Source organism: Flavobacterium sp. FlaQc-48, assembly GCF_044007335.1.
GTDB lineage: Bacteria > Bacteroidota > Bacteroidia > Flavobacteriales > Flavobacteriaceae > Flavobacterium.
Map to the genome: position 1 here is coordinate 14,597 of NZ_JBIPCR010000026.1, position 18,056 is coordinate 32,652.

The window sequence follows — 18,056 nt, forward strand, 5'->3', positions numbered from 1 at the left end:
ATCTTTGAAAATCTGCGGCAAAAAAAAAACGCCAGATCAGATCTGGCGTTTATAAGTAAGAAGTAAAGAACGATTACATCATTCCCGGCATACCGCCACCCATTGGCATTCCGCCAGCGCTTTCTTCTTTAATATCAATTAATGCACATTCTGTAGTAAGGATCATTCCGGCAACAGAGGCAGCATTTTCTAATGCTACACGAGTTACTTTTTTAGGATCGATAATTCCTGCTTTAAGCATGTCTACATATTCATCAGTTTTGGCATTGTATCCAAAATCACCAGAACCTTCACCTACTTTTGCTACTACTACAGAACCTTCAAGGCCTGCATTTTCAACAATAGTTCTTAATGGAGATTCAACAGCGCGGGATACAATCTGAATTCCGGTTGCTTCGTCAGCGTTGTCAGCTTTAAGATCCGCTAATGCAGCTTTTGCTCTTAATAATGCTACACCACCACCAGCAACGATTCCTTCTTCAACAGCAGCACGAGTTGCATGTAAAGCATCATCTACTCTGTCTTTTTTCTCTTTCATTTCAACTTCAGAAGCAGCACCAACATAAAGAACAGCAACACCACCAGCTAATTTAGCCAAACGTTCTTGCAATTTTTCTTTATCATAATCAGATGTAGTAGTCTCCATCTGAGCTTTAATTTGGTTTACTCTGTTTTTGATAATGTCAGCTTCACCGGCACCACTTACAATAGTAGTGTTGTCTTTATCGATAGAAACTCTTTTTGCAGTTCCCAACATTTCGATAGTTGTATTTTCTAAAGTATATCCTCTTTCTTCAGAAATTACCGTTCCGCCAGTTAAGATTGCGATGTCTTCTAGCATTGCTTTTCTTCTGTCTCCAAAACCAGGAGCTTTTACAGCAGCAATTTTAAGGGCACCTCTCAATTTGTTTACTACAAGAGTTGAAAGAGCTTCTCCGTCAACATCTTCAGCAATAATCAATAATGGTTTTCCTGATTGAGCAACTGGCTCTAAAACCGGAAGTAATTCTTTTAAAGAAGATACTTTTTTGTCGTATAATAAGATGTATGGAGAGTCTAATTCAACTTCCATTTTCTCAGGGTTTGTTACGAAGTATGGAGAAAGATATCCTCTGTCAAACTGCATACCTTCAACAACATCCACGAAAGTGTCAGTTCCTTTAGCTTCTTCAACAGTAATAACACCTTCTTTTCCCACTTTTGCAAAAGCAGTAGCGATTAGTTCACCAATCACTTCGTCATTATTTGCAGAGATAGAAGCAATTTGTTTGATTTTATCAGAATCACTTCCAACTACTTTAGCTTGTTTTGCAAGGTCAGCTACGATAGCTTCAACAGCTTTATCGATACCACGTTTCAAATCCATTGGATTTGCTCCTGCAGCAACGTTTTTTAAACCTTCTTTAACGATAGCCTGAGCTAAAACTGTAGCAGTTGTAGTTCCGTCACCCGCCAGATCATTAGTTTTAGAAGCAACTTCCTTAACCATTTGCGCGCCCATATTTTCTAATGGGTCTTTTAATTCGATTTCTTTTGCAACAGAAACACCATCTTTAGTAACGGTTGGTCCACCAAATGATTTTCCGATAATTACGTTACGACCTTTTGGTCCAAGAGTTACTTTTACAGCATTTGCTAATGCGTCAACACCACGTTTTAATCCGTCACGTGCTTCAATATCAAATTTTATATCTTTTGCCATTTTTTTAAATTTTGTTTAAAGTTTTGTTTGTTTCAAGTTACCGCAGTCTTAATTCTTAGTACTCAGAACTTAATACTTGTTTTTTAGATAATTGCAAGGATATCATCCTCACGCATGATCAAATAATCAGTTCCCTCCAGTTTTAATTCTGTTCCGGCATATTTACCATAAAGAACAGTATCACCAACTTTTACGGTCATAGTGTGATCTTTAGATCCGTTTCCTACTGCAACGACAGTTCCTTTTTGTGGTTTTTCTTTGGCAGTATCCGGAATAAAAATCCCTGAGGCAGTTTTAGTTTCAGCTGCAACAGGCTCGATAAGTACGCGATCTGAAAGCGGTTTAATGTTTAAGGCCATGATTTTATATTATTATAGTTATACGTTTTTTTATGCTCTGTTAACTTTCAGAAATTGTGCCATGCTCTTAAAACTGACATTATTTCTTAAAAAAAATGCCAGCTTTGACAGGCTGGCATTTTAATTTTATTTTAAATTTATTATTTTGCTGCAGGAGCTGCCGGAGCAGGTGTTTGTTGCACTGGAGCAGCTGGCGTAGTTGCAGGCGCTTCAGTTTTTTCAATAATTTTAGATCCTGTATCGTTTAATGATCCTGTAAAGCTTAAGCTTGAAAGTAAAATTAAAGCAATCAAAATAGTAGCCAATGTCCAGGTACTTTTGTCTAAAAAGTCTGTCGTTTTTTGTACTCCGCCTAACATTTGAGTTCCACTAATTGTAGACGATAATCCGCCTCCTTTAGGGTTTTGAACCATGATTACTACGATCAATAGAAAACAAACTATTGTGATTAAAACTAAAAAAATTGAAAATGTGCTCATTGCTTAATTATTATTGTTATTTTGTTGTAAAATCTTTATATCCGAAATGCGGTCTGCAAAGAAACTAATTTTTTCTGGATATTTCAAAATTAATATTTCATATGCTTGTATTGCTTTTGTATATTTTTTTTGTTCCAAATATACTCTGGCCAAAGTCTCTGTCATTAAATAAGAATTATCTTCTTTATTTAGGTCAAATTGTACTGCAGGGGTAATTGCAGTCTGTTTTATAGGTGAAATTTTTGGGTTTGTTTCGATAAATTTATCGATTATTTCTGCCTTTTTCTTTTTCTCTTCCTCTATTTTTTCAGCTTCAGCTACTGTTGGCATGACGTTATCATTCGAAACGTCATCAGTTCGGTCAATAGGTTCAGTTCTGGATAGTTGCAGCCATTCCTGAAAAGAATGTTTTTCATTGACAGAAAAATCCAATGGTTTTCCTATTTCGAGATTTTCTTCGGCAGTTTTTACTGTTTCCGGAACCTCCATTTCTTTTGGTTCTTCTTCCGTTTTTGCTTCTTCTTTGGCTTTTTGTTCTTCAAAAACTACTGTTGTAGCTTCTTTAATAGAAATTAATACAGATTCTTCTATAGGATCAACTTGTACTTCCGGAATTTCATCCTCGACTATTTCTTCAAAAAAGGTAGGCATAGTTTCTTTAATAGGTTGTTGTTCTGCAATAGGTTCAGTTTTTGGCTCCTCAATTTTTGAAGGTTCTTCAAAAGTAACTGTTGAAGCTTCTTTGATCGAGTCTAAGATGGTTTGTTCAACAATTAAGTTGTCCTCTGTTTTTGCTGGTTCTTCAAAAGTTGTTGGTGTTACTTCTTTAAAAGTATCTAAAATAGATTGCTCTGTAATTGGCTCAATTTTAGGTTCGTCTGTTTTTACAGGTTCTTCAAAAGTTACTGTTGCCACTTCTTTAAACGAATCTAAAATAGATTCTACTGTAATGGGCTCAATTTTAGGCTCTTCAATTTTTGCAGGCTCTTCAAAAGTTACAGTTGTCACTTCTTTAAAAGAATCTAAAAAGGATTGTTCATCGATTAACTCAATTGGTTGCTCTGCTATTTTTACAGGTTCTTCAAAAGTTGTACTTGTCGCTTCTCTTATCGAATTCAGAATAGACTGCTCGATTGGGTCGATTTTAATTTCGCCTGTTTTCCTGATTTCTTCAAATGAAACGATCTCACTGTCAAAAACTTTAATTTCTAAAAGATCTTTTAACTTTTGATCGTAATACTCACTCTGAATAGAGGTAAAAGCCTCTGAAGTGATAAAATCAAATAAAACTGCACGATCAGTGGTATGGGCAGCTGTAACTTTTAAGGCATAATTATACTTAAAGCTATTTTGATTGTATAGTCCTTTTAATCGTAATGCTCTGGCACTTTGAAAATACGGAAATTCATTCAAAACACTTCCTAATGCGTCCGCCTGCTTTTCTCTGATCGCATCGGGTTTGTTCATTAAGTAGGTATAATCAGTAACATTCATTTTTTATTCTTGTTTTAAATCTTTGTCTGTTCTTTTTAATCGTTTATAAAACCCATTGTCTGTGATTAGTAAACAAATCAGCACTATTTTACCACTTGGCTAAGGACTCATTAAATATATCCTGTGTAATTCGCTCAAAAATAGTCTGAATCGCAGTACTTAAGATGGCAGGTGTTGGTAACGAGTTTCCGGCGAAATCATAATAAAATTCGAAAGATTTTTCGAAATCATCTGTTTCCTTCTTTTTGTTAGTGAATCGAACATTTATACGAATCGTCAAACGGTTTTGAGCTGCCCCCGCTTCACTGCCTGTTGTTACAGCAGTTGCGGTCATTGGGGTTATTCTGTAATCGATAATTTCTCCTTCATAAACCAAATCCCCGCTATTGCTTACTAAATTCAAATTGGTTTGATTTTGAATTAAATCCTGCAAAGCCAATGTAAATTGTCTGTCGATTCCCGGCTCGATCAGGTCGGCATTATTCTGGAAAAAATTAACCTGAAAAGTTTTGGCGTCGATTTGCCCTGCTCTTCCTGTAAAGTTGTAAACTCCGCAGCCGCTTAGTAAAAAGAGGCTCATTAAGGCTAATAAAGAATATATTTTTTTCATAAAATCATTGTAGTAATAAAATTCCATTTTTTTTCAAATATAACTATTTGGACCGGTCGCTGGCGAAGCAATTTGGAATCTGTTTTTTTTGGAATTTCTTAATTATAGGTCAAATTGTTTAATTTTTCGGTATAAAGTTCGTTCCGAAATACCCAGTTCATCAGCTGCTGCTTTTCGTTTTCCTTTATTTTTTTCTAATGATTTTTTGATCATTTCGATTTCTTTTTGTTCTAAACGTAATACTTCTTCCTCTTCAATCGTTTCGGCAAACAAATAATTATCGTCCTGCATCTGATAATTGTCTTCGCGCGTTGCCGGAGTCATCACAGCTGTTCCTGGTTCTTCTTCAAAATCTATTTCACTGTCGTTTTCCTGTGAGCCGTATATTTTCTGAATCAAATTGGGATTGATGTCTTGTACTTTTGTTCCGTTTTTCATCAATTCTAAAGTGAGTTTTTTTAAATCATTCAAATCACTTTTCATATCAAAAAGAACTTTGTACAAAATGTCTCTTTCAGTGCTAAAGTCGCTTTCTTTTTTCTTATCACTAATTACCGAAGGTAAATTAGTCCCTTCAGTTGGTAAATATGATTGTAAAGTAGCAAGCGTAATGTCGCGATTGGTTTCTAAAACCGAAATTTGTTCTGCTACATTTCGCAACTGACGAATGTTTCCGTTCCATCTGAATTTTTGCAAAAGCTGTACGGCATCATCATCTAACTTTAACGGAGGCATTTTATATTTATGCGCAAAATCGGCAACAAATTTCCGGAATAATAAATGAATGTCTTCGTTTCTTTCGCGTAAAGGGGGTAAAGTAATTTCGACAGTAGTTAAACGATAATACAAATCTTCACGGAATTTTCCTTTTTCAATAGCGTTGAATAAGTTTACGTTTGTAGCCGCTACAATTCGAACATTGGTTTTTTGAACCTGAGACGAACCTACTTTTATAAATTCGCCATTTTCAAGTACACGAAGCAAACGAACCTGTGTTGTTAGGGGTAATTCACCAACTTCATCCAGAAAAATAGTTCCGCCGTCTGCTACTTCAAAATATCCTTCACGTGTGCTTGTAGCACCTGTAAAAGCACCTTTTTCGTGACCAAAAAGTTCACTGTCAATAGTTCCTTCCGGAATTGCTCCACAGTTTACAGCAATATATTTACCATGCTTTCTGTGAGAAAGCGAATGGATTATTCTTGGAATGTTTTCTTTACCAACACCACTTTCCCCGGTTACCATTACTGATATATCAGTAGGAGCAACCTGAATGGCTTTTTCAATGGCGCGATTTAATTTTGGATCATTTCCAATAATCTCAAATCGCTGTTTTATTGCTTGAACTGTTTCCATGTAAATTTTTGTTTCAAGTTTTTGTTTGTTTCAGCTTCTCATTAAAAACTGAAATTTAACTTTTAACCTCGTGCTTATATTTTTGTTTTAAGTTTAATGTTTCAAGTTACACAAATAACCTGAAACTTGAAACCTGAAACAATTTAATTCATGCTACTCAGCCCAACTGCTTTTCCTTTTAGTGTTCCTGAAGTACAGCTTTCGATTTTTACGTTTACGAAATCTCCAATGTTATAATTCTCTTTTGGAAAAACTACCGTGATGCTTTGGGAGTTTCTTCCTGAAAATTCCTCAGTTGATTTTTTTGAAACTTTTTCGACTAAAACTTCAACCGTTTGACCCACGAATTCCTCGCTTCTGTACCAGGCATGTTTTTGTTGCAAATCGACAATTTCCTGTAATCTTCGGGCTTTGGTTTCTTCCGGAACATCATCTTCCATTTTTCTTCCGGCCAAAGTTCCCGGGCGTTCAGAATACGAATACATATAACCAAAATTGTATTTTACGTATTCCATTAAGCTCATTGTATCCAGATGATCTTGTTCTGTTTCTGTTGGGAAACCGGCAATCATATCCTGTGAAATCGAAGCATCCGGAATAATTGTTCTGATTTTGTCAATCAGAGTCATATATTCTTCACGGGTATGCAAACGATTCATTTCTTTTAGGATTCTGTTACTTCCCGATTGAACCGGTAAGTGAATGTGTTTACAAATATTTGGATGTTTCGCAATAACATGCAATACACTTTCGTGCATATCCTGAGGATTAGAAGTCGAAAACCGAATACGCATTTTAGGAAATCCAATTGCAACCATTTCAAGCAACTGATCAAAATCAACGGCAGTTGCTTTTTGCATTTCTGAGGCATTTACGAAATCTTTTTTCAAGCCGCCTCCGTACCAAAGATAGCTGTCAACATTTTGACCTAAAAGTGTAATTTCCTTAAAACCTTTGTCCCATAAATCCTGAATTTCAGACATTATGCTTTGAGGTTCACGGCTACGCTCGCGGCCACGTGTAAATGGGACAACGCAAAACGTACACATATTGTCACAACCACGAGTGATCGAAACTAATGCTGTAATTCCGTTACTCATCAAACGAACAGGTGAAATATCTCCGTATGTTTCCTCTTTCGATAAAATAACATTGATGGCATCACGACCTTCTTCAACTTCTGCCAGTAAATTAGGTAAATCTTTGTAAGCATCAGGCCCAACAACAAGATCTACTATCTTTTCTTCTTCTAAAAACTGACTTTTTAAACGCTCGGCCATGCAGCCCAAGACGCCCACCTTCATTTTTGGATTAATACGTTTTACAGCATTATATTTTTCCAGACGTTTGCGAATAGTTTGTTCCGCCTTATCCCGGATCGAGCAGGTGTTTACCAAAACCAAATCGGCATCTTCAAGAGTTTGTGTCGTATTGTATCCGTTTATGGATAAAATGGAAGCTACGATTTCACTATCCGAAAAATTCATCGCACAACCGTAACTTTCTATAAAAAGTTTTTTAGTATTCTCAGGTTTATTTTCTAAAACAAGACTTTCACCCTGCTTGCTTTCTTCAATAATCTTTTCCATTGTATAATTTCAAAGTGCAAAGATAACGTAAAAGGTATAAAGATGACAAGATGGCAGAAAAGAAATTTTAGAGTTTAGATTTAGATTTTAGATTGTTGAAATGTAGCTGAAGACAAGTTTTTTTTAAGAGCTGCTATGAAAATCTAAAATCTTAACTCTAAAATCTGCAATAAAAATAATAAGGAGCGATTTCCGGCTTTCCGTTACAAGTCCTCATAAAAACCGCAAAGGTCCTAATGTTTTAAAAAGAGCTTCCCTTGGTTGCTTTTTTAAAACAAGAAACTTTTGCATTTTTACTCCGGGCTTTTTACTTTAAATGAAATTCACTGAACTCCGCTTAAAATGAAATATAGTGAAGTAATCCGGGCCAGGGATTTAGGGTTTTAAAAAGAACATTTCTCGGTTATAAACCTTTTAAAATTATACCTATATATATAATAAGTGCGAATACAGATAAATCTGTAATTTTAGGAAACATAATATTAAAATAACTCAAAAATGCATTCACGAGGTTGATATTTAAAAAAAATAGATACTTTTGTTGCAGAAAAATAGAGCAATGGCAAAGAATTTAGTAATAGTGGAGTCACCTGCAAAGGCGAAAACGATAGAGAAATTTCTGGGAAGTGATTTTCAGGTAGAGTCTAGCTACGGACATATAGCTGACTTACCATCAAAGGAAATAGGAGTAGATGTAGAGAATGGTTTTAAACCTAAATATGAAGTTTCTCCGGATAAAAAAGCTTTGGTCAGCAAATTGAAAACACTATCTAAGAATGCCGAAATGGTTTGGTTAGCAAGTGATGAGGACCGCGAGGGGGAGGCTATTTCATGGCACCTGGCGGAAGAACTAAAACTAGATGTTAAAAAAACGAAACGAATTGTTTTTCACGAAATTACAAAGTCTGCGATTCTTAAAGCAATCGACAACCCGAGAGAAATTGATTATAATTTAGTAAACGCACAACAGGCACGTCGTGTTTTAGACCGTTTGGTAGGGTATGAACTGTCTCCGGTTTTATGGAGAAAAATTAAAGGAGGTTTGTCTGCAGGTCGTGTACAATCAGTTTCAGTTCGTTTGATCGTAGAGAGAGAACGCGAAATTCAAAACTTTAATGCAGTTGCAAGTTATTCAATTGTAGCAGAATTTGTAAATGAAGCAGGAAAAGCTTTCAAAGCCAAATTGCCAAAAAACTTCAATACTAAAAAAGAAGCCGAAGATTTTTTAAATAAAAACATCGGATCACAATATAAGGTAGCCGATTTAGAAACTAAGCCTACCAAAAAATCACCAACAGCGCCTTTTACAACTTCTACTTTACAACAAGAAGCAGCCAGAAAATTGTATTTGCCAGTTGGAATCACCATGCAACTTGCACAACGTTTATACGAAGCGGGACTTATTACCTATATGAGAACCGATAGTGTAAACCTTTCTAAAGATGCAATGGATGCCGCTGAAGCTGAAATCATAAAATCATACGGAAAAGAATTTTCAAAGCCCCGAACTTTTGCCAATAAAAGCAAAGGAGCACAAGAAGCGCACGAAGCAATTCGTCCGACTGATATGTCACGTCACACGGTAAATATCGATCGTGACCAGGCTCGTTTGTATGATTTGATCTGGAAAAGAACATTGGCATCTCAAATGAGTGATGCACAATTAGAAAGAACAAATGTAAAAATCGAAGCGCATAATCACGATGAAATTTTTACAGCTTCAGGAGAAGTTTTACTTTTTGAAGGTTTCTTAAAAGTATATTTAGAAGGTCACGATGATGATGAGGAAGAACAGGAAGGAATGTTGCCTGCCTTGAAAGTAAACGAAAAACTGGCCAATAATTATATTACAGCAACCGAAAGATACTCAAGACCTCCGGCAAGATATACAGAAGCTTCGCTGGTAAAAAAATTAGAAGAATTAGGAATTGGACGTCCGTCTACTTATGCACCAACTATTTCGACTATCATCAACAGAAATTATGTTGAAAAAGGAACTCTTGAAGGACAGGAACGTAATTATACCCAACTTACATTACAAAATAGTAAAGTAGGGGAAAAGCTGCTTAAAGAAAATACAGGTTCAGATAAAGGGAAATTAGTTCCAACAGATATCGGGACAATCGTTACGGATTTCTTAGTAAAGAATTTCGGAAATATTTTAGATTATAACTTTACTGCAAAAGTAGAGCAGGATTTTGATGAAATTGCCGAAGGAAATATCGACTGGGCGATCATGATGCAGGAGTTTTACAATAAATTTCACCCAAATGTAAAAGAGGTTGAAGCAAATGCAGAGCGCGAAAGCGGAGAAAGAATCTTAGGAAAAGATGCTGACGGAAGACAGGTTTCAGTTCGTTTAGGAAAATTTGGTCCAATGGCTCAAATTGGAGAAGCAGACGATGAAGATAAAAAGTTTGCCAGTTTAATGTCTGATCAGAATATCGGAAACATTACGCTGGAAGAAGCATTGAACTTGTTTTTATTGCCTAAAAACTTAGGGGAATATAAAGGAGAAGAAGTTGAAGTTAGTAATGGTCGTTACGGTCCTTATGTTCGTCACGGAAGTGTGTTTATTTCATTGCCAAAAGGAGAAGATCCTCTAAGTTTGTCTAAAGAAAGAGCGCAGGAGTTAATTGACGAAAAAGCCATTGCAGATGCGCCAATAGCAGTTTACAAAGGCGAAGGGGTTCAAAAAGGTGTAGGGCGTTTTGGTCCGTTCATCAAATGGAACGGTATTTTTATCAATGTAAGTAAAAAATACAATTTCGATAATTTATCACAACAGGAAGTAGAAGAACTAATTGAAGATAAGTTACAAAAAAATATAGATAAAGTACTTCACAATTGGGAAGACGAAGGGATTTTGGTTGAAAAGGCTCGTTGGGGCCGCTCGGTTATTACAAAAGGTAAAATTAAAATTGAATTAAGTAAAGATGTTGATGCTACAAAATTAACATTAGCAGAAGTTCAGGAAATGATTGCTAAAAAGACACCGGCAAAAAAGGCACCAGCAAAAAAAGCTGCAACCACAAAGAAAGCTCCGGCTAAAAAAACAGCTGCTAAAAAGAAATAAAAAATGGAGTTTGATTTTTTAGAACCAGTTAATGAAGGGATTTTAAAATTCATTGATTCGTTGTCTTCACAAGAATTGGGTAGCAAGATTGTTTTGCATACACAAGATCAGTTTCCTGATATTAGTAAAATTACAATTGCGATCGTTGGCGTTTTAGAAGATCGTCGTAACAGCAATGTGATTAACGAGGTTAATTTAAATGCAGTTCGCAAGAGATTGTATAGTATGTTTCCCGGAAACTGGGATGCTTCTATTGCTGACCTGGGAAATATTCTGCCAGGTGATTCTGTAGAGGATACTTACTTTGCATTAAAAAAGGTAACGTCTGCATTAATTAAGAATAAAGTAATTCCTATAGTCCTGGGAGGTTCGCAGGATTTGACCTATGCTTTGTATCGTGCTTATGATGATTTAGAGCAAATGGTAAACATGGTTGCAGTAGATAATAAGTTTGATTTTGGGAAAGAGAATGAAACAGTTTCGGCTAATTCTTATCTGACTAAAATTATTATAGATGAACCTAATAATCTTTTTAACTATTGTAATGTAGGGTATCAGACCTATTATAATTCACAGGAAGAGATTGATCTGATCGAGAAATTATTTTTTGATGCCTATCGTTTAGGTGAAATCTCAAACAATATTGCATTGGCAGAACCTGTTTTTAGGGATGCTGATTTGGTTAGTATTGATTTAAATTCGGTAAAATCATCAGAATCAGGTAATATGGTGTCTTTTGAGCCAAATGGTTTCAATGGAAAAGAGATTTGTTCGTTAGCCAGATATGCAGGAATTAGTGATAAAGTTTCTTGTTTTGGAATTTTTAATCATCATAGTACGGCACCTGAGGCGGTAATTATTGCCCAAATGATCTGGTATTTTATAGAAGGATATCATTATCGTTCTAAAGAATATCCATTTGGTAGCAGAGCAACGTATTTAAAATATATTGTTCCGCTCGAAGAGGAAGAACTTGTTTTTTATAAAAGTGACAAAACAGATCGTTGGTGGATCGAAATTCCGTTTGAATCTAATGGTCACAATAAATTAAAAAGAAACACGTTATTACCGTGTTCTTACGACGAATATTTGAGCGCTTGTAACCAGGAATTGCCAGAACGATGGTGGAAAGCACAGCGAAAAAATGCTTTATAGCGCAAAATTTTAGCGAAAATCATAATTTTTTAAAATTTCTAAAAAATTGTTAATAAAAATTAGTAGGAAAATAAATATATAGTATAAAATTTAACGTTTTACGTCGATTTTTTGTGTTAGTTTATCGATGAAATATTTTTTTTTTATTTTATTTAACATTATTTTTGAACGGTAAAATAAATTTCGCAACTAGTATTGTTTTTTAGATAAATAATAAATACGTTTACGGACGTATAATAATGAATAGATAATCCCAAATTTATATGAAGAAGTTTATTGCATTTGCAGCAATGTTAACACTAGTAATTGGCTGTGGTAAGTCAGGAGACAAAGGTGAGTTGGTTGGTGTTACAGGAGGTAAATGGCATCCTGAAAAGCCTTATGGAATGACATTGGTTCCAGGTGGGTCTTTTATTATGGGTAAATCAGATGCTGATTTAGCTAATGTAGAAGATGCTCCGACTAAAACAGTAACAGTTCGTTCATTTTACATGGATGAAACTGAGATTACTAACAGCGAATATCGTCAGTTCGTAGAATGGGTAAAAGATTCTACAATGAGAGTACGTCTTGCAATTTTAGCTGATGAAACCGGACAAAAATCGACTGGTGATAAAGGTAAAAAGGGCGGTAGTATTTCAGATTATGCATTTAATGATTCAGAGCCGGACAAAATGACGGCTTATGATAAATATATGTATGATAACTATTATAGTGTAGGAACAAAAGACGATCCTTATGCTGGAAGAAAGTTAAACAAAAAAGTGAAGTTAATTAAAGATACTAAAGCTTATCCGGATGAGTATTACGCTGAAGTAATGGATTCTATGTATTTGCCAATTGAAGAATCATACAATGGTTTAAGAACAATTGATGTAAATAAATTGAAATTCCGTTATTCTTGGATGGATATTCAGGCTGCTGCAAAAGCTAAAGTTGGAAAAAGAAAAGACTTCGTTAAAACAGAACAAGTTAGCGTTTATCCTGATACAACCGTTTGGATCAAAGATTTCGCTTATTCATATAATGAGCCAATGCACAATGATTATTTCTGGCATAAAGCTTATGGAGATTATCCTGTAGTAGGAGTAACATGGAAACAAGCTAAAGCATTCTGTGCCTGGAGAACCTTGAACAAAAACAGCTACATTAAATCTAAGAAAAAAGGACGTGATTTAGTAAATGCATTCAGATTGCCAACTGAGGCAGAATGGGAGTATGCTGCAAGAGGAGGTCTGGAATCTGCTACTTACCCTTGGGGAGGTCCTTACACTAAAAGTGACAGAGGTTGTTTCTTAGCAAACTTTAAACCAAGCAGAGGAGATTACGCTGCTGATGAAGCTTTGTATACAGTAGAAGCTAAGTCTTACGAAGTAAATGGTTACGGATTATACAATATGGCAGGAAACGTTTCAGAGTGGACAGATTCAGCTTACAATCCAAATGCTTATGAGTACGTTTCTACTATGAACCCTAACGTAATTGACGGAAACAATCAAAGAAAAGTAGTTCGTGGAGGATCATGGAAAGATGTTGCCTACTTCTTACAAGTAAGTACACGTGACCACGAATATGCAGATTCTGCAAGGAGTTATATTGGTTTCAGAACTGTACAGGATTACATGGGAACCCAAACAACCGGAAGCGGTAAAAAGAAAAGTAAATAATTAAATTCAATTCAATAACCAAATCAAATCTATTTAAAATTAAAACCTAAAAAAAAGTATTATGGCATTATTAAGTAAAAAAGCAATGAATTTCGCTTATGGTATGGGAGCGGCAGTAGTAATTATTGGAGCTTTATTCAAAATTACTCACTTTGAGATTGGACCATTAACAGGAACTTTGATGTTATCATTAGGATTGGTAACTGAGGCATTAATCTTTGCTCTTTCTGCTTTCGAACCAGTTGAAGACGAATTAGACTGGACTCTTGTTTACCCTGAATTAGCTAATGGTCAGGCTAGAAAAAAAACTGACAAAGTTGAAACTCCATCTGACGCCCAAGGATTGTTGTCTCAAAAATTAGATGTTATGTTGAAAGAAGCTAAAATTGACGGAGAATTGATGTCAAGTTTAGGAAACTCTATCAAAAACTTCGAAGGAGCTGCAAAAGCAATTTCTCCAACAGTAGATTCTATTGCAGGACAAAAGAAATATGCTGAAGAAATGTCTCTTGCTGCTGCGCAAATGGAATCATTGAACAGTTTATACAAAGTTCAATTAGAAAGTGCTTCAAGAAATGCACAGGCAAACAGTGAAATCGCTGAAAATGCTTCTAAATTAAAAGAACAAATGCAATCAATGACTGCTAATATCGCTTCTTTAAACAGCGTTTACGGTGGTATGCTTTCTGCAATGAGTAACAAAGGATAATTAGTTTTTAACTATTATATTAAATTTATTAATAAGAACTAATTAGAAAAAATGGCAGGAGGAAAATTAACCCCTAGACAGAAGATGATTAACCTGATGTATCTGGTTTTCATCGCAATGTTGGCAATGAACGTATCAAAAGAAGTTATTTCGGCTTTTGGTTTGATGAATGAAAAATTTGAAGCAGCTAATACTTCTTCAGTTACAACAAATGCAGATTTATTAACATCTTTAGATCAAAAAGCAGCTGAGGCAAAAGGAGAATTTGCTCAGGCAGCAGTAACTGCTCACAAAGTTGAAGCAATTACAAAAGATTTTTATACTTACATTGGAGGTTTAAAAACACAAGCAGTAAAAGGTTTCGAAATTGATAAAGAAACTGGAAAATTACCTTACGAGTCTATGGACAGAGGTGATAATATTGATGATTGGTTTACAGGAGATGGTTACACTGCAAAAGGTAATCAGATCATTTCTAAAATTGAAAAATACAAATCAGATATTAAAGCTGCTTTAGGTACAGATAAAAAATATGCTGATATTATTTCTGAAGTTGAGAAAAAATTTGATGTTTCTGATGTAAAAAACAAAGAAGGTATAAAAGAAAAATACTTAGCTTATCACTTTAAAGGATTTCCTGCTATCGCTTCAGCTGCAAAGCTTTCTGCTTGGCAAAATGACGTTCAAAAAGTAGAATCTGATGTTTATAGCCGTGCTTTAGGAAAAGCGGCTGTTGCTGCTGCGTCTTACAGCAACTATAAAGCAATTGTAGTTTTAGATAAAAACGCATATTTTCAGGGTGATCCTGTAACTGGTAAAGTGGTTTTAGGTCGTTATGACGAAAATACAAAACCTACATCATTCACCGGACCTGGAAAAATTGATGCTAACGGACAAGCGATCATCTCGATGACAGCTGGTGGTATTGGAGAGCAAAATATTAATGGACAGTTTACATTCTTAGAAGATGGTAAAACTATTCCACTTAAATTTGAAGGAAAATATGTTGTAGTACCAAGACCAAACTCAGCTACTATTTCTGCTGATAAAATGAATGTGGTTTATAGAGGTGTTGTTAACCCGTTAACAATTTCATTTGCAGGAGTATCTGATAAAGATGTTGTTGCGTCTGCACCAGGATTAACAAAAACAGGAAGCGGAAAATACCAAATGAGCCCGGGTTCAGGAACTGAAGTGTCAATAAATGTTACGGCTAAATTACCTGATGGTAAAGCAGTATCTGATAAAAAAGTTTTCAGAATTAAAGGTATTCCTGGTCCAACAGGAACAATTAGAGGAGAAATGGGTGTTGTAAAAGGACCTAAATCTAACTTAGAAATTGCTACTATTGGCGCTAAATTACTTGACTTTGATTTTGAAGTTGGTTTAGATGTTGTTGGATTTAATTTAAAAATTGCAGGACAACCTACAGTGGTAGTTTCTGGAAATAAATTGAATGCTCAATGTAAATCAATTCTTTCAAGAGCTGGAAAAGGAGATCAGGTTACTATTTCTGAAATTAAAACTAAACTTGTTGGAGCTGGTAGTTATTTATTGCCAAGAACTGCTCCGGTAATTTATGAAATACAATAAATAAAGTAGGTAAAACTACATTCAATATCTTATAATGATATCATGATGAAAGTAAGAAATTTTTTAATAGCTATTGTTTCTATCGCTGGAGGTTTTTCTTCTTATGCGCAATCTAATTTGCTAAACGCGAAAACACCTGCTCAGATAGGACTTAAAACTCCTGCGCAACTTATCTCCGATAACGATAAGCCTTTAGCTTATGGTTACGTAGATGATAGAGATATCTTGATGGGGAAAACTACTTGGGAAATCATTGATTTAAATGAAAAAATCAACTTTCCGTTATATTTTCCGGTAGATACGGCTAATATTGGTTCTGATAGACGTTCACTTTATGACGTATTGACGAAAGCTGTTAAAAGCGGCAAAATAACTGAAGTTTACAGCGACAGTTATTTCAATACTAAAAAATCTTTGAAAGATATTCAAGGTGCATTATCTCGTATTGATACAACGGATGCCGGTAGAGAATTAATCAACCAATACCCGGATGACTATAAATCACGTGTTGTGAAGAAAAAAGTAGTGACCGGTACAGGTAAAAAGAAAGTTGTTTCTTATGTTGAGGAAACTGTTGGTCCAACAAGAACGGTACCTGCAGAATATATTCTGAAACAAGATTTAACTTCGGCAGATGTTACACAATATAAAATTAAAGGATACTGGTATTTTGACAAACGTCAGAGTGAACTGAAATATCGTTTGCTTGGAATTTGTCCTGTAACTCCGGATGTTTATACAATGAATAGTGACGAGAAAGATTATATTGAGTTATTCTGGGTTTTCTTCCCTAATGCGAGAGAAGCATTACATGAAGCAAAAGCGTTTAACGACAGTAATTCTGCGCTTCCAATTTCATTCGATCAGATATTAAATTCAAGACGTTTTAACGCTGTTCTTTATAAAGAAGAAAACTTGTACGGAGATCGTGAGATCAAAGATTACATGAAAGATAATGCACAAAACCAATTGTTGGAATCTGAAAGAGTAAAAGAGAAGATTCGTAACTTCGAACAAGATATGTGGAACTACTAAGTATCTGAATTACATTATAAGAAAAGCTCTTACTGCCTTGTGTAGTAAGAGCTTTTTCTTTTATATATGATTTTGCAATTAATTAATACCCTGTTTTTAAGTTGTGAATATCATTTAAAATTGTTCTTTAATTTATTTTGATAATCGAATGTAAGAAAAATAATAATTTTATGCGTAAATTTACCTTATGACATTTAAAATGATAAGGTTATGGTGCAAGTGAGAAGTTTTTTAGTAGTTATTGTTTTTATTGCAGGAGGTTTTATGTGTTATGCACAGCCTAATTTACTTAATGCAAAAACGGCTGAACAAATTGGTAAAAAGTCAGCCGGGAGGGAAATTTCTGATAATGATAAGCCTTTGTCGTATGGCTATGTAGATGATCGTGATGTGCTGATGGGAAAAACTACCTGGGAGATTATTGATTTGAATGAAAAGATTAATTTTCCGTTGTATTATCCGGTTGATACGGCCAATATTGGACGTGACAGGCGCTCGCTGTATGATGTTTTAACCAAAGCAATAAAACAGGGTAAAATAACCGAGGTCTATGCTGATAGTTATTTTAATACTAAGAAATCACTGAAAGATATTCAGGGTGGATTATCCCGGATTGATACTACAGATGCCGGCAGAGAACTTATTAATCAATATCCTGATGATTACAAAACACGTGTTGTAAAGAAAAAGGTAGTTACAGGTACGGGTAAAAAGAAAGTTGTCTCGTATGTAGATCAAACGGTTGGACCAACAAGAACAGTACCGGCAGAATACATTTTGAAACAAGATCTTACTGCTGCTGATGTTTCTCAGTATAAAATTAAAGGATATTGGTATTTTGATAAACGTCAAAGTGAATTGAAATATCGGCTCCTTGGAATTTGTCCTGTAACTCCGGATGTGTACACGATGAATAGCGATGAAAAAGATTTTATTGAATTGTTCTGGGTTTTCTTTCCGAATGCCCGTGACGTTTTAAATGAAGCAAAAGCTTTTAATGATAGTAATTCGGCAATGCCTATTTCATTTGATCAGATTTTAAATTCTAGGCATTTTAATGCCATAATTTACAAGGAAGAAAATATGTACGGTGATCGTGAGATTAAAGATTATATGAAAGATAATGCTCAAAGCCAATTGTTAGAATCCGAAAGAGTAAAAGAGAAGATTCGTAATTTCGAAGAAGATATGTGGAACTACTAGGGGACTGTATTACATTATAACAAAAACTC

Annotated in this window: 14 protein-coding genes; 7 read left to right on the top strand and 7 right to left on the bottom strand. The window is 35.0% G+C overall.

The genetic code is table 11. From position 1 onward, the window contains the following. Positions 1 to 73 precede the first annotated feature (73 nt). The 7 genes from groL to miaB form a co-directional block, all read right to left on the bottom strand. Complete coding sequence (groL, locus tag ACHRWY_RS25850) at positions 74 to 1,702, bottom strand: chaperonin GroEL (protein WP_395358600.1); 1,629 nt, start codon at positions 1,700 to 1,702, stop codon at positions 74 to 76. 83 nt (positions 1,703 to 1,785) lie between these two features. Next, positions 1,786 to 2,061 carry a co-chaperone GroES gene (gene groES, locus ACHRWY_RS25855; protein ID WP_012023920.1) on the bottom strand — a complete coding sequence of 92 codons (276 nt, stop codon included), beginning with the start codon at positions 2,059 to 2,061 and terminating at the stop codon, positions 1,786 to 1,788. 140 nt (positions 2,062 to 2,201) lie between these two features. Continuing rightward, positions 2,202 to 2,540 carry a preprotein translocase subunit SecG gene (secG, locus tag ACHRWY_RS25860; RefSeq protein WP_395358602.1) on the bottom strand — a complete coding sequence of 113 codons (339 nt, stop codon included), beginning with the start codon at positions 2,538 to 2,540 and terminating at the stop codon, positions 2,202 to 2,204. 3 nt (positions 2,541 to 2,543) lie between these two features. After that, a complete protein-coding gene (locus tag ACHRWY_RS25865; protein WP_395358604.1) occupies positions 2,544 to 4,034 on the bottom strand; it encodes a hypothetical protein in 1,491 nt (496 codons plus the stop codon). 88 nt (positions 4,035 to 4,122) lie between these two features. Beyond that, positions 4,123 to 4,644: an LptE family protein gene (locus ACHRWY_RS25870; protein ID WP_395358606.1), complete on the bottom strand. Its 522-nt coding sequence runs from the start codon at positions 4,642 to 4,644 to the stop codon at positions 4,123 to 4,125. A gap of 102 nt (positions 4,645 to 4,746) precedes the next feature. Further along, positions 4,747 to 6,000 carry a sigma-54 interaction domain-containing protein gene (locus ACHRWY_RS25875; RefSeq protein WP_395358608.1) on the bottom strand — a complete coding sequence of 418 codons (1,254 nt, stop codon included), beginning with the start codon at positions 5,998 to 6,000 and terminating at the stop codon, positions 4,747 to 4,749. A 143-nt stretch (positions 6,001 to 6,143) separates the two neighbouring features. After that, on the bottom strand, positions 6,144 to 7,589 hold the full coding sequence (gene miaB, locus ACHRWY_RS25880) for a tRNA (N6-isopentenyl adenosine(37)-C2)-methylthiotransferase MiaB (protein WP_395358610.1): 1,446 nt from the start codon (positions 7,587 to 7,589) through the stop codon (positions 6,144 to 6,146). A gap of 559 nt (positions 7,590 to 8,148) precedes the next feature. On the opposite strand from miaB, the gene topA reads away from it, so the two are divergent. The 7 genes from topA (at position 8,149) to gldN (ACHRWY_RS25915) (ending at position 18,027) form a co-directional block, all read left to right on the top strand. Further along, entirely contained in the window at positions 8,149 to 10,665 is a 2,517-nt protein-coding gene (gene topA, locus ACHRWY_RS25885; RefSeq protein WP_395358612.1) for a type I DNA topoisomerase, read from the top strand. Between the two features lie 3 nt (positions 10,666 to 10,668). Then, positions 10,669 to 11,820, top strand: coding sequence for a formimidoylglutamase (locus ACHRWY_RS25890; RefSeq protein ID WP_395358614.1), 1,152 nt, complete (start codon positions 10,669 to 10,671; stop codon positions 11,818 to 11,820). A gap of 263 nt (positions 11,821 to 12,083) precedes the next feature. After that, a complete protein-coding gene (gldK, locus tag ACHRWY_RS25895; RefSeq protein WP_395358616.1) occupies positions 12,084 to 13,487 on the top strand; it encodes a gliding motility lipoprotein GldK in 1,404 nt (467 codons plus the stop codon). A 61-nt stretch (positions 13,488 to 13,548) separates the two neighbouring features. Beyond that, complete coding sequence (gene gldL / locus ACHRWY_RS25900) at positions 13,549 to 14,196, top strand: gliding motility protein GldL (protein ID WP_395358618.1); 648 nt, start codon at positions 13,549 to 13,551, stop codon at positions 14,194 to 14,196. A 51-nt stretch (positions 14,197 to 14,247) separates the two neighbouring features. Beyond that, positions 14,248 to 15,789 carry a gliding motility protein GldM gene (gene gldM, locus ACHRWY_RS25905; RefSeq protein WP_395358620.1) on the top strand — a complete coding sequence of 514 codons (1,542 nt, stop codon included), beginning with the start codon at positions 14,248 to 14,250 and terminating at the stop codon, positions 15,787 to 15,789. 45 nt (positions 15,790 to 15,834) lie between these two features. Next, positions 15,835 to 16,824 (top strand): gliding motility protein GldN, encoded by a 990-nt coding sequence (gene gldN / locus ACHRWY_RS25910; protein WP_395358706.1) that lies wholly within the window; start codon positions 15,835 to 15,837, stop codon positions 16,822 to 16,824. A 213-nt stretch (positions 16,825 to 17,037) separates the two neighbouring features. After that, on the top strand, positions 17,038 to 18,027 hold the full coding sequence (gldN, locus tag ACHRWY_RS25915; RefSeq protein WP_395358708.1) for a gliding motility protein GldN: 990 nt from the start codon (positions 17,038 to 17,040) through the stop codon (positions 18,025 to 18,027). Positions 18,028 to 18,056 lie beyond the last annotated feature (29 nt).

Excerpts from the sequence above, each read along its gene's own strand:
- groL (WP_395358600.1), bottom strand. The coding sequence starts at position 1,702 with ATGGCAAAAGATATAAAATTTGATATTGAAGCACGTGACGGATTAAAA.
- groES (WP_012023920.1), bottom strand. The coding sequence starts at position 2,061 with ATGGCCTTAAACATTAAACCGCTTTCAGATCGCGTACTTATCGAGCCT.
- secG (WP_395358602.1), bottom strand. The coding sequence starts at position 2,540 with ATGAGCACATTTTCAATTTTTTTAGTTTTAATCACAATAGTTTGTTTT.
- ACHRWY_RS25865 (WP_395358604.1), bottom strand. The coding sequence starts at position 4,034 with ATGAATGTTACTGATTATACCTACTTAATGAACAAACCCGATGCGATC.
- ACHRWY_RS25870 (WP_395358606.1), bottom strand. The coding sequence starts at position 4,644 with ATGAAAAAAATATATTCTTTATTAGCCTTAATGAGCCTCTTTTTACTA.
- ACHRWY_RS25875 (WP_395358608.1), bottom strand. The coding sequence starts at position 6,000 with ATGGAAACAGTTCAAGCAATAAAACAGCGATTTGAGATTATTGGAAAT.
- miaB (WP_395358610.1), bottom strand. The coding sequence starts at position 7,589 with ATGGAAAAGATTATTGAAGAAAGCAAGCAGGGTGAAAGTCTTGTTTTA.
- topA (WP_395358612.1), top strand. The coding sequence starts at position 8,149 with ATGGCAAAGAATTTAGTAATAGTGGAGTCACCTGCAAAGGCGAAAACG.
- ACHRWY_RS25890 (WP_395358614.1), top strand. The coding sequence starts at position 10,669 with ATGGAGTTTGATTTTTTAGAACCAGTTAATGAAGGGATTTTAAAATTC.
- gldK (WP_395358616.1), top strand. The coding sequence starts at position 12,084 with ATGAAGAAGTTTATTGCATTTGCAGCAATGTTAACACTAGTAATTGGC.
- gldL (WP_395358618.1), top strand. The coding sequence starts at position 13,549 with ATGGCATTATTAAGTAAAAAAGCAATGAATTTCGCTTATGGTATGGGA.
- gldM (WP_395358620.1), top strand. The coding sequence starts at position 14,248 with ATGGCAGGAGGAAAATTAACCCCTAGACAGAAGATGATTAACCTGATG.
- gldN (WP_395358706.1), top strand. The coding sequence starts at position 15,835 with ATGAAAGTAAGAAATTTTTTAATAGCTATTGTTTCTATCGCTGGAGGT.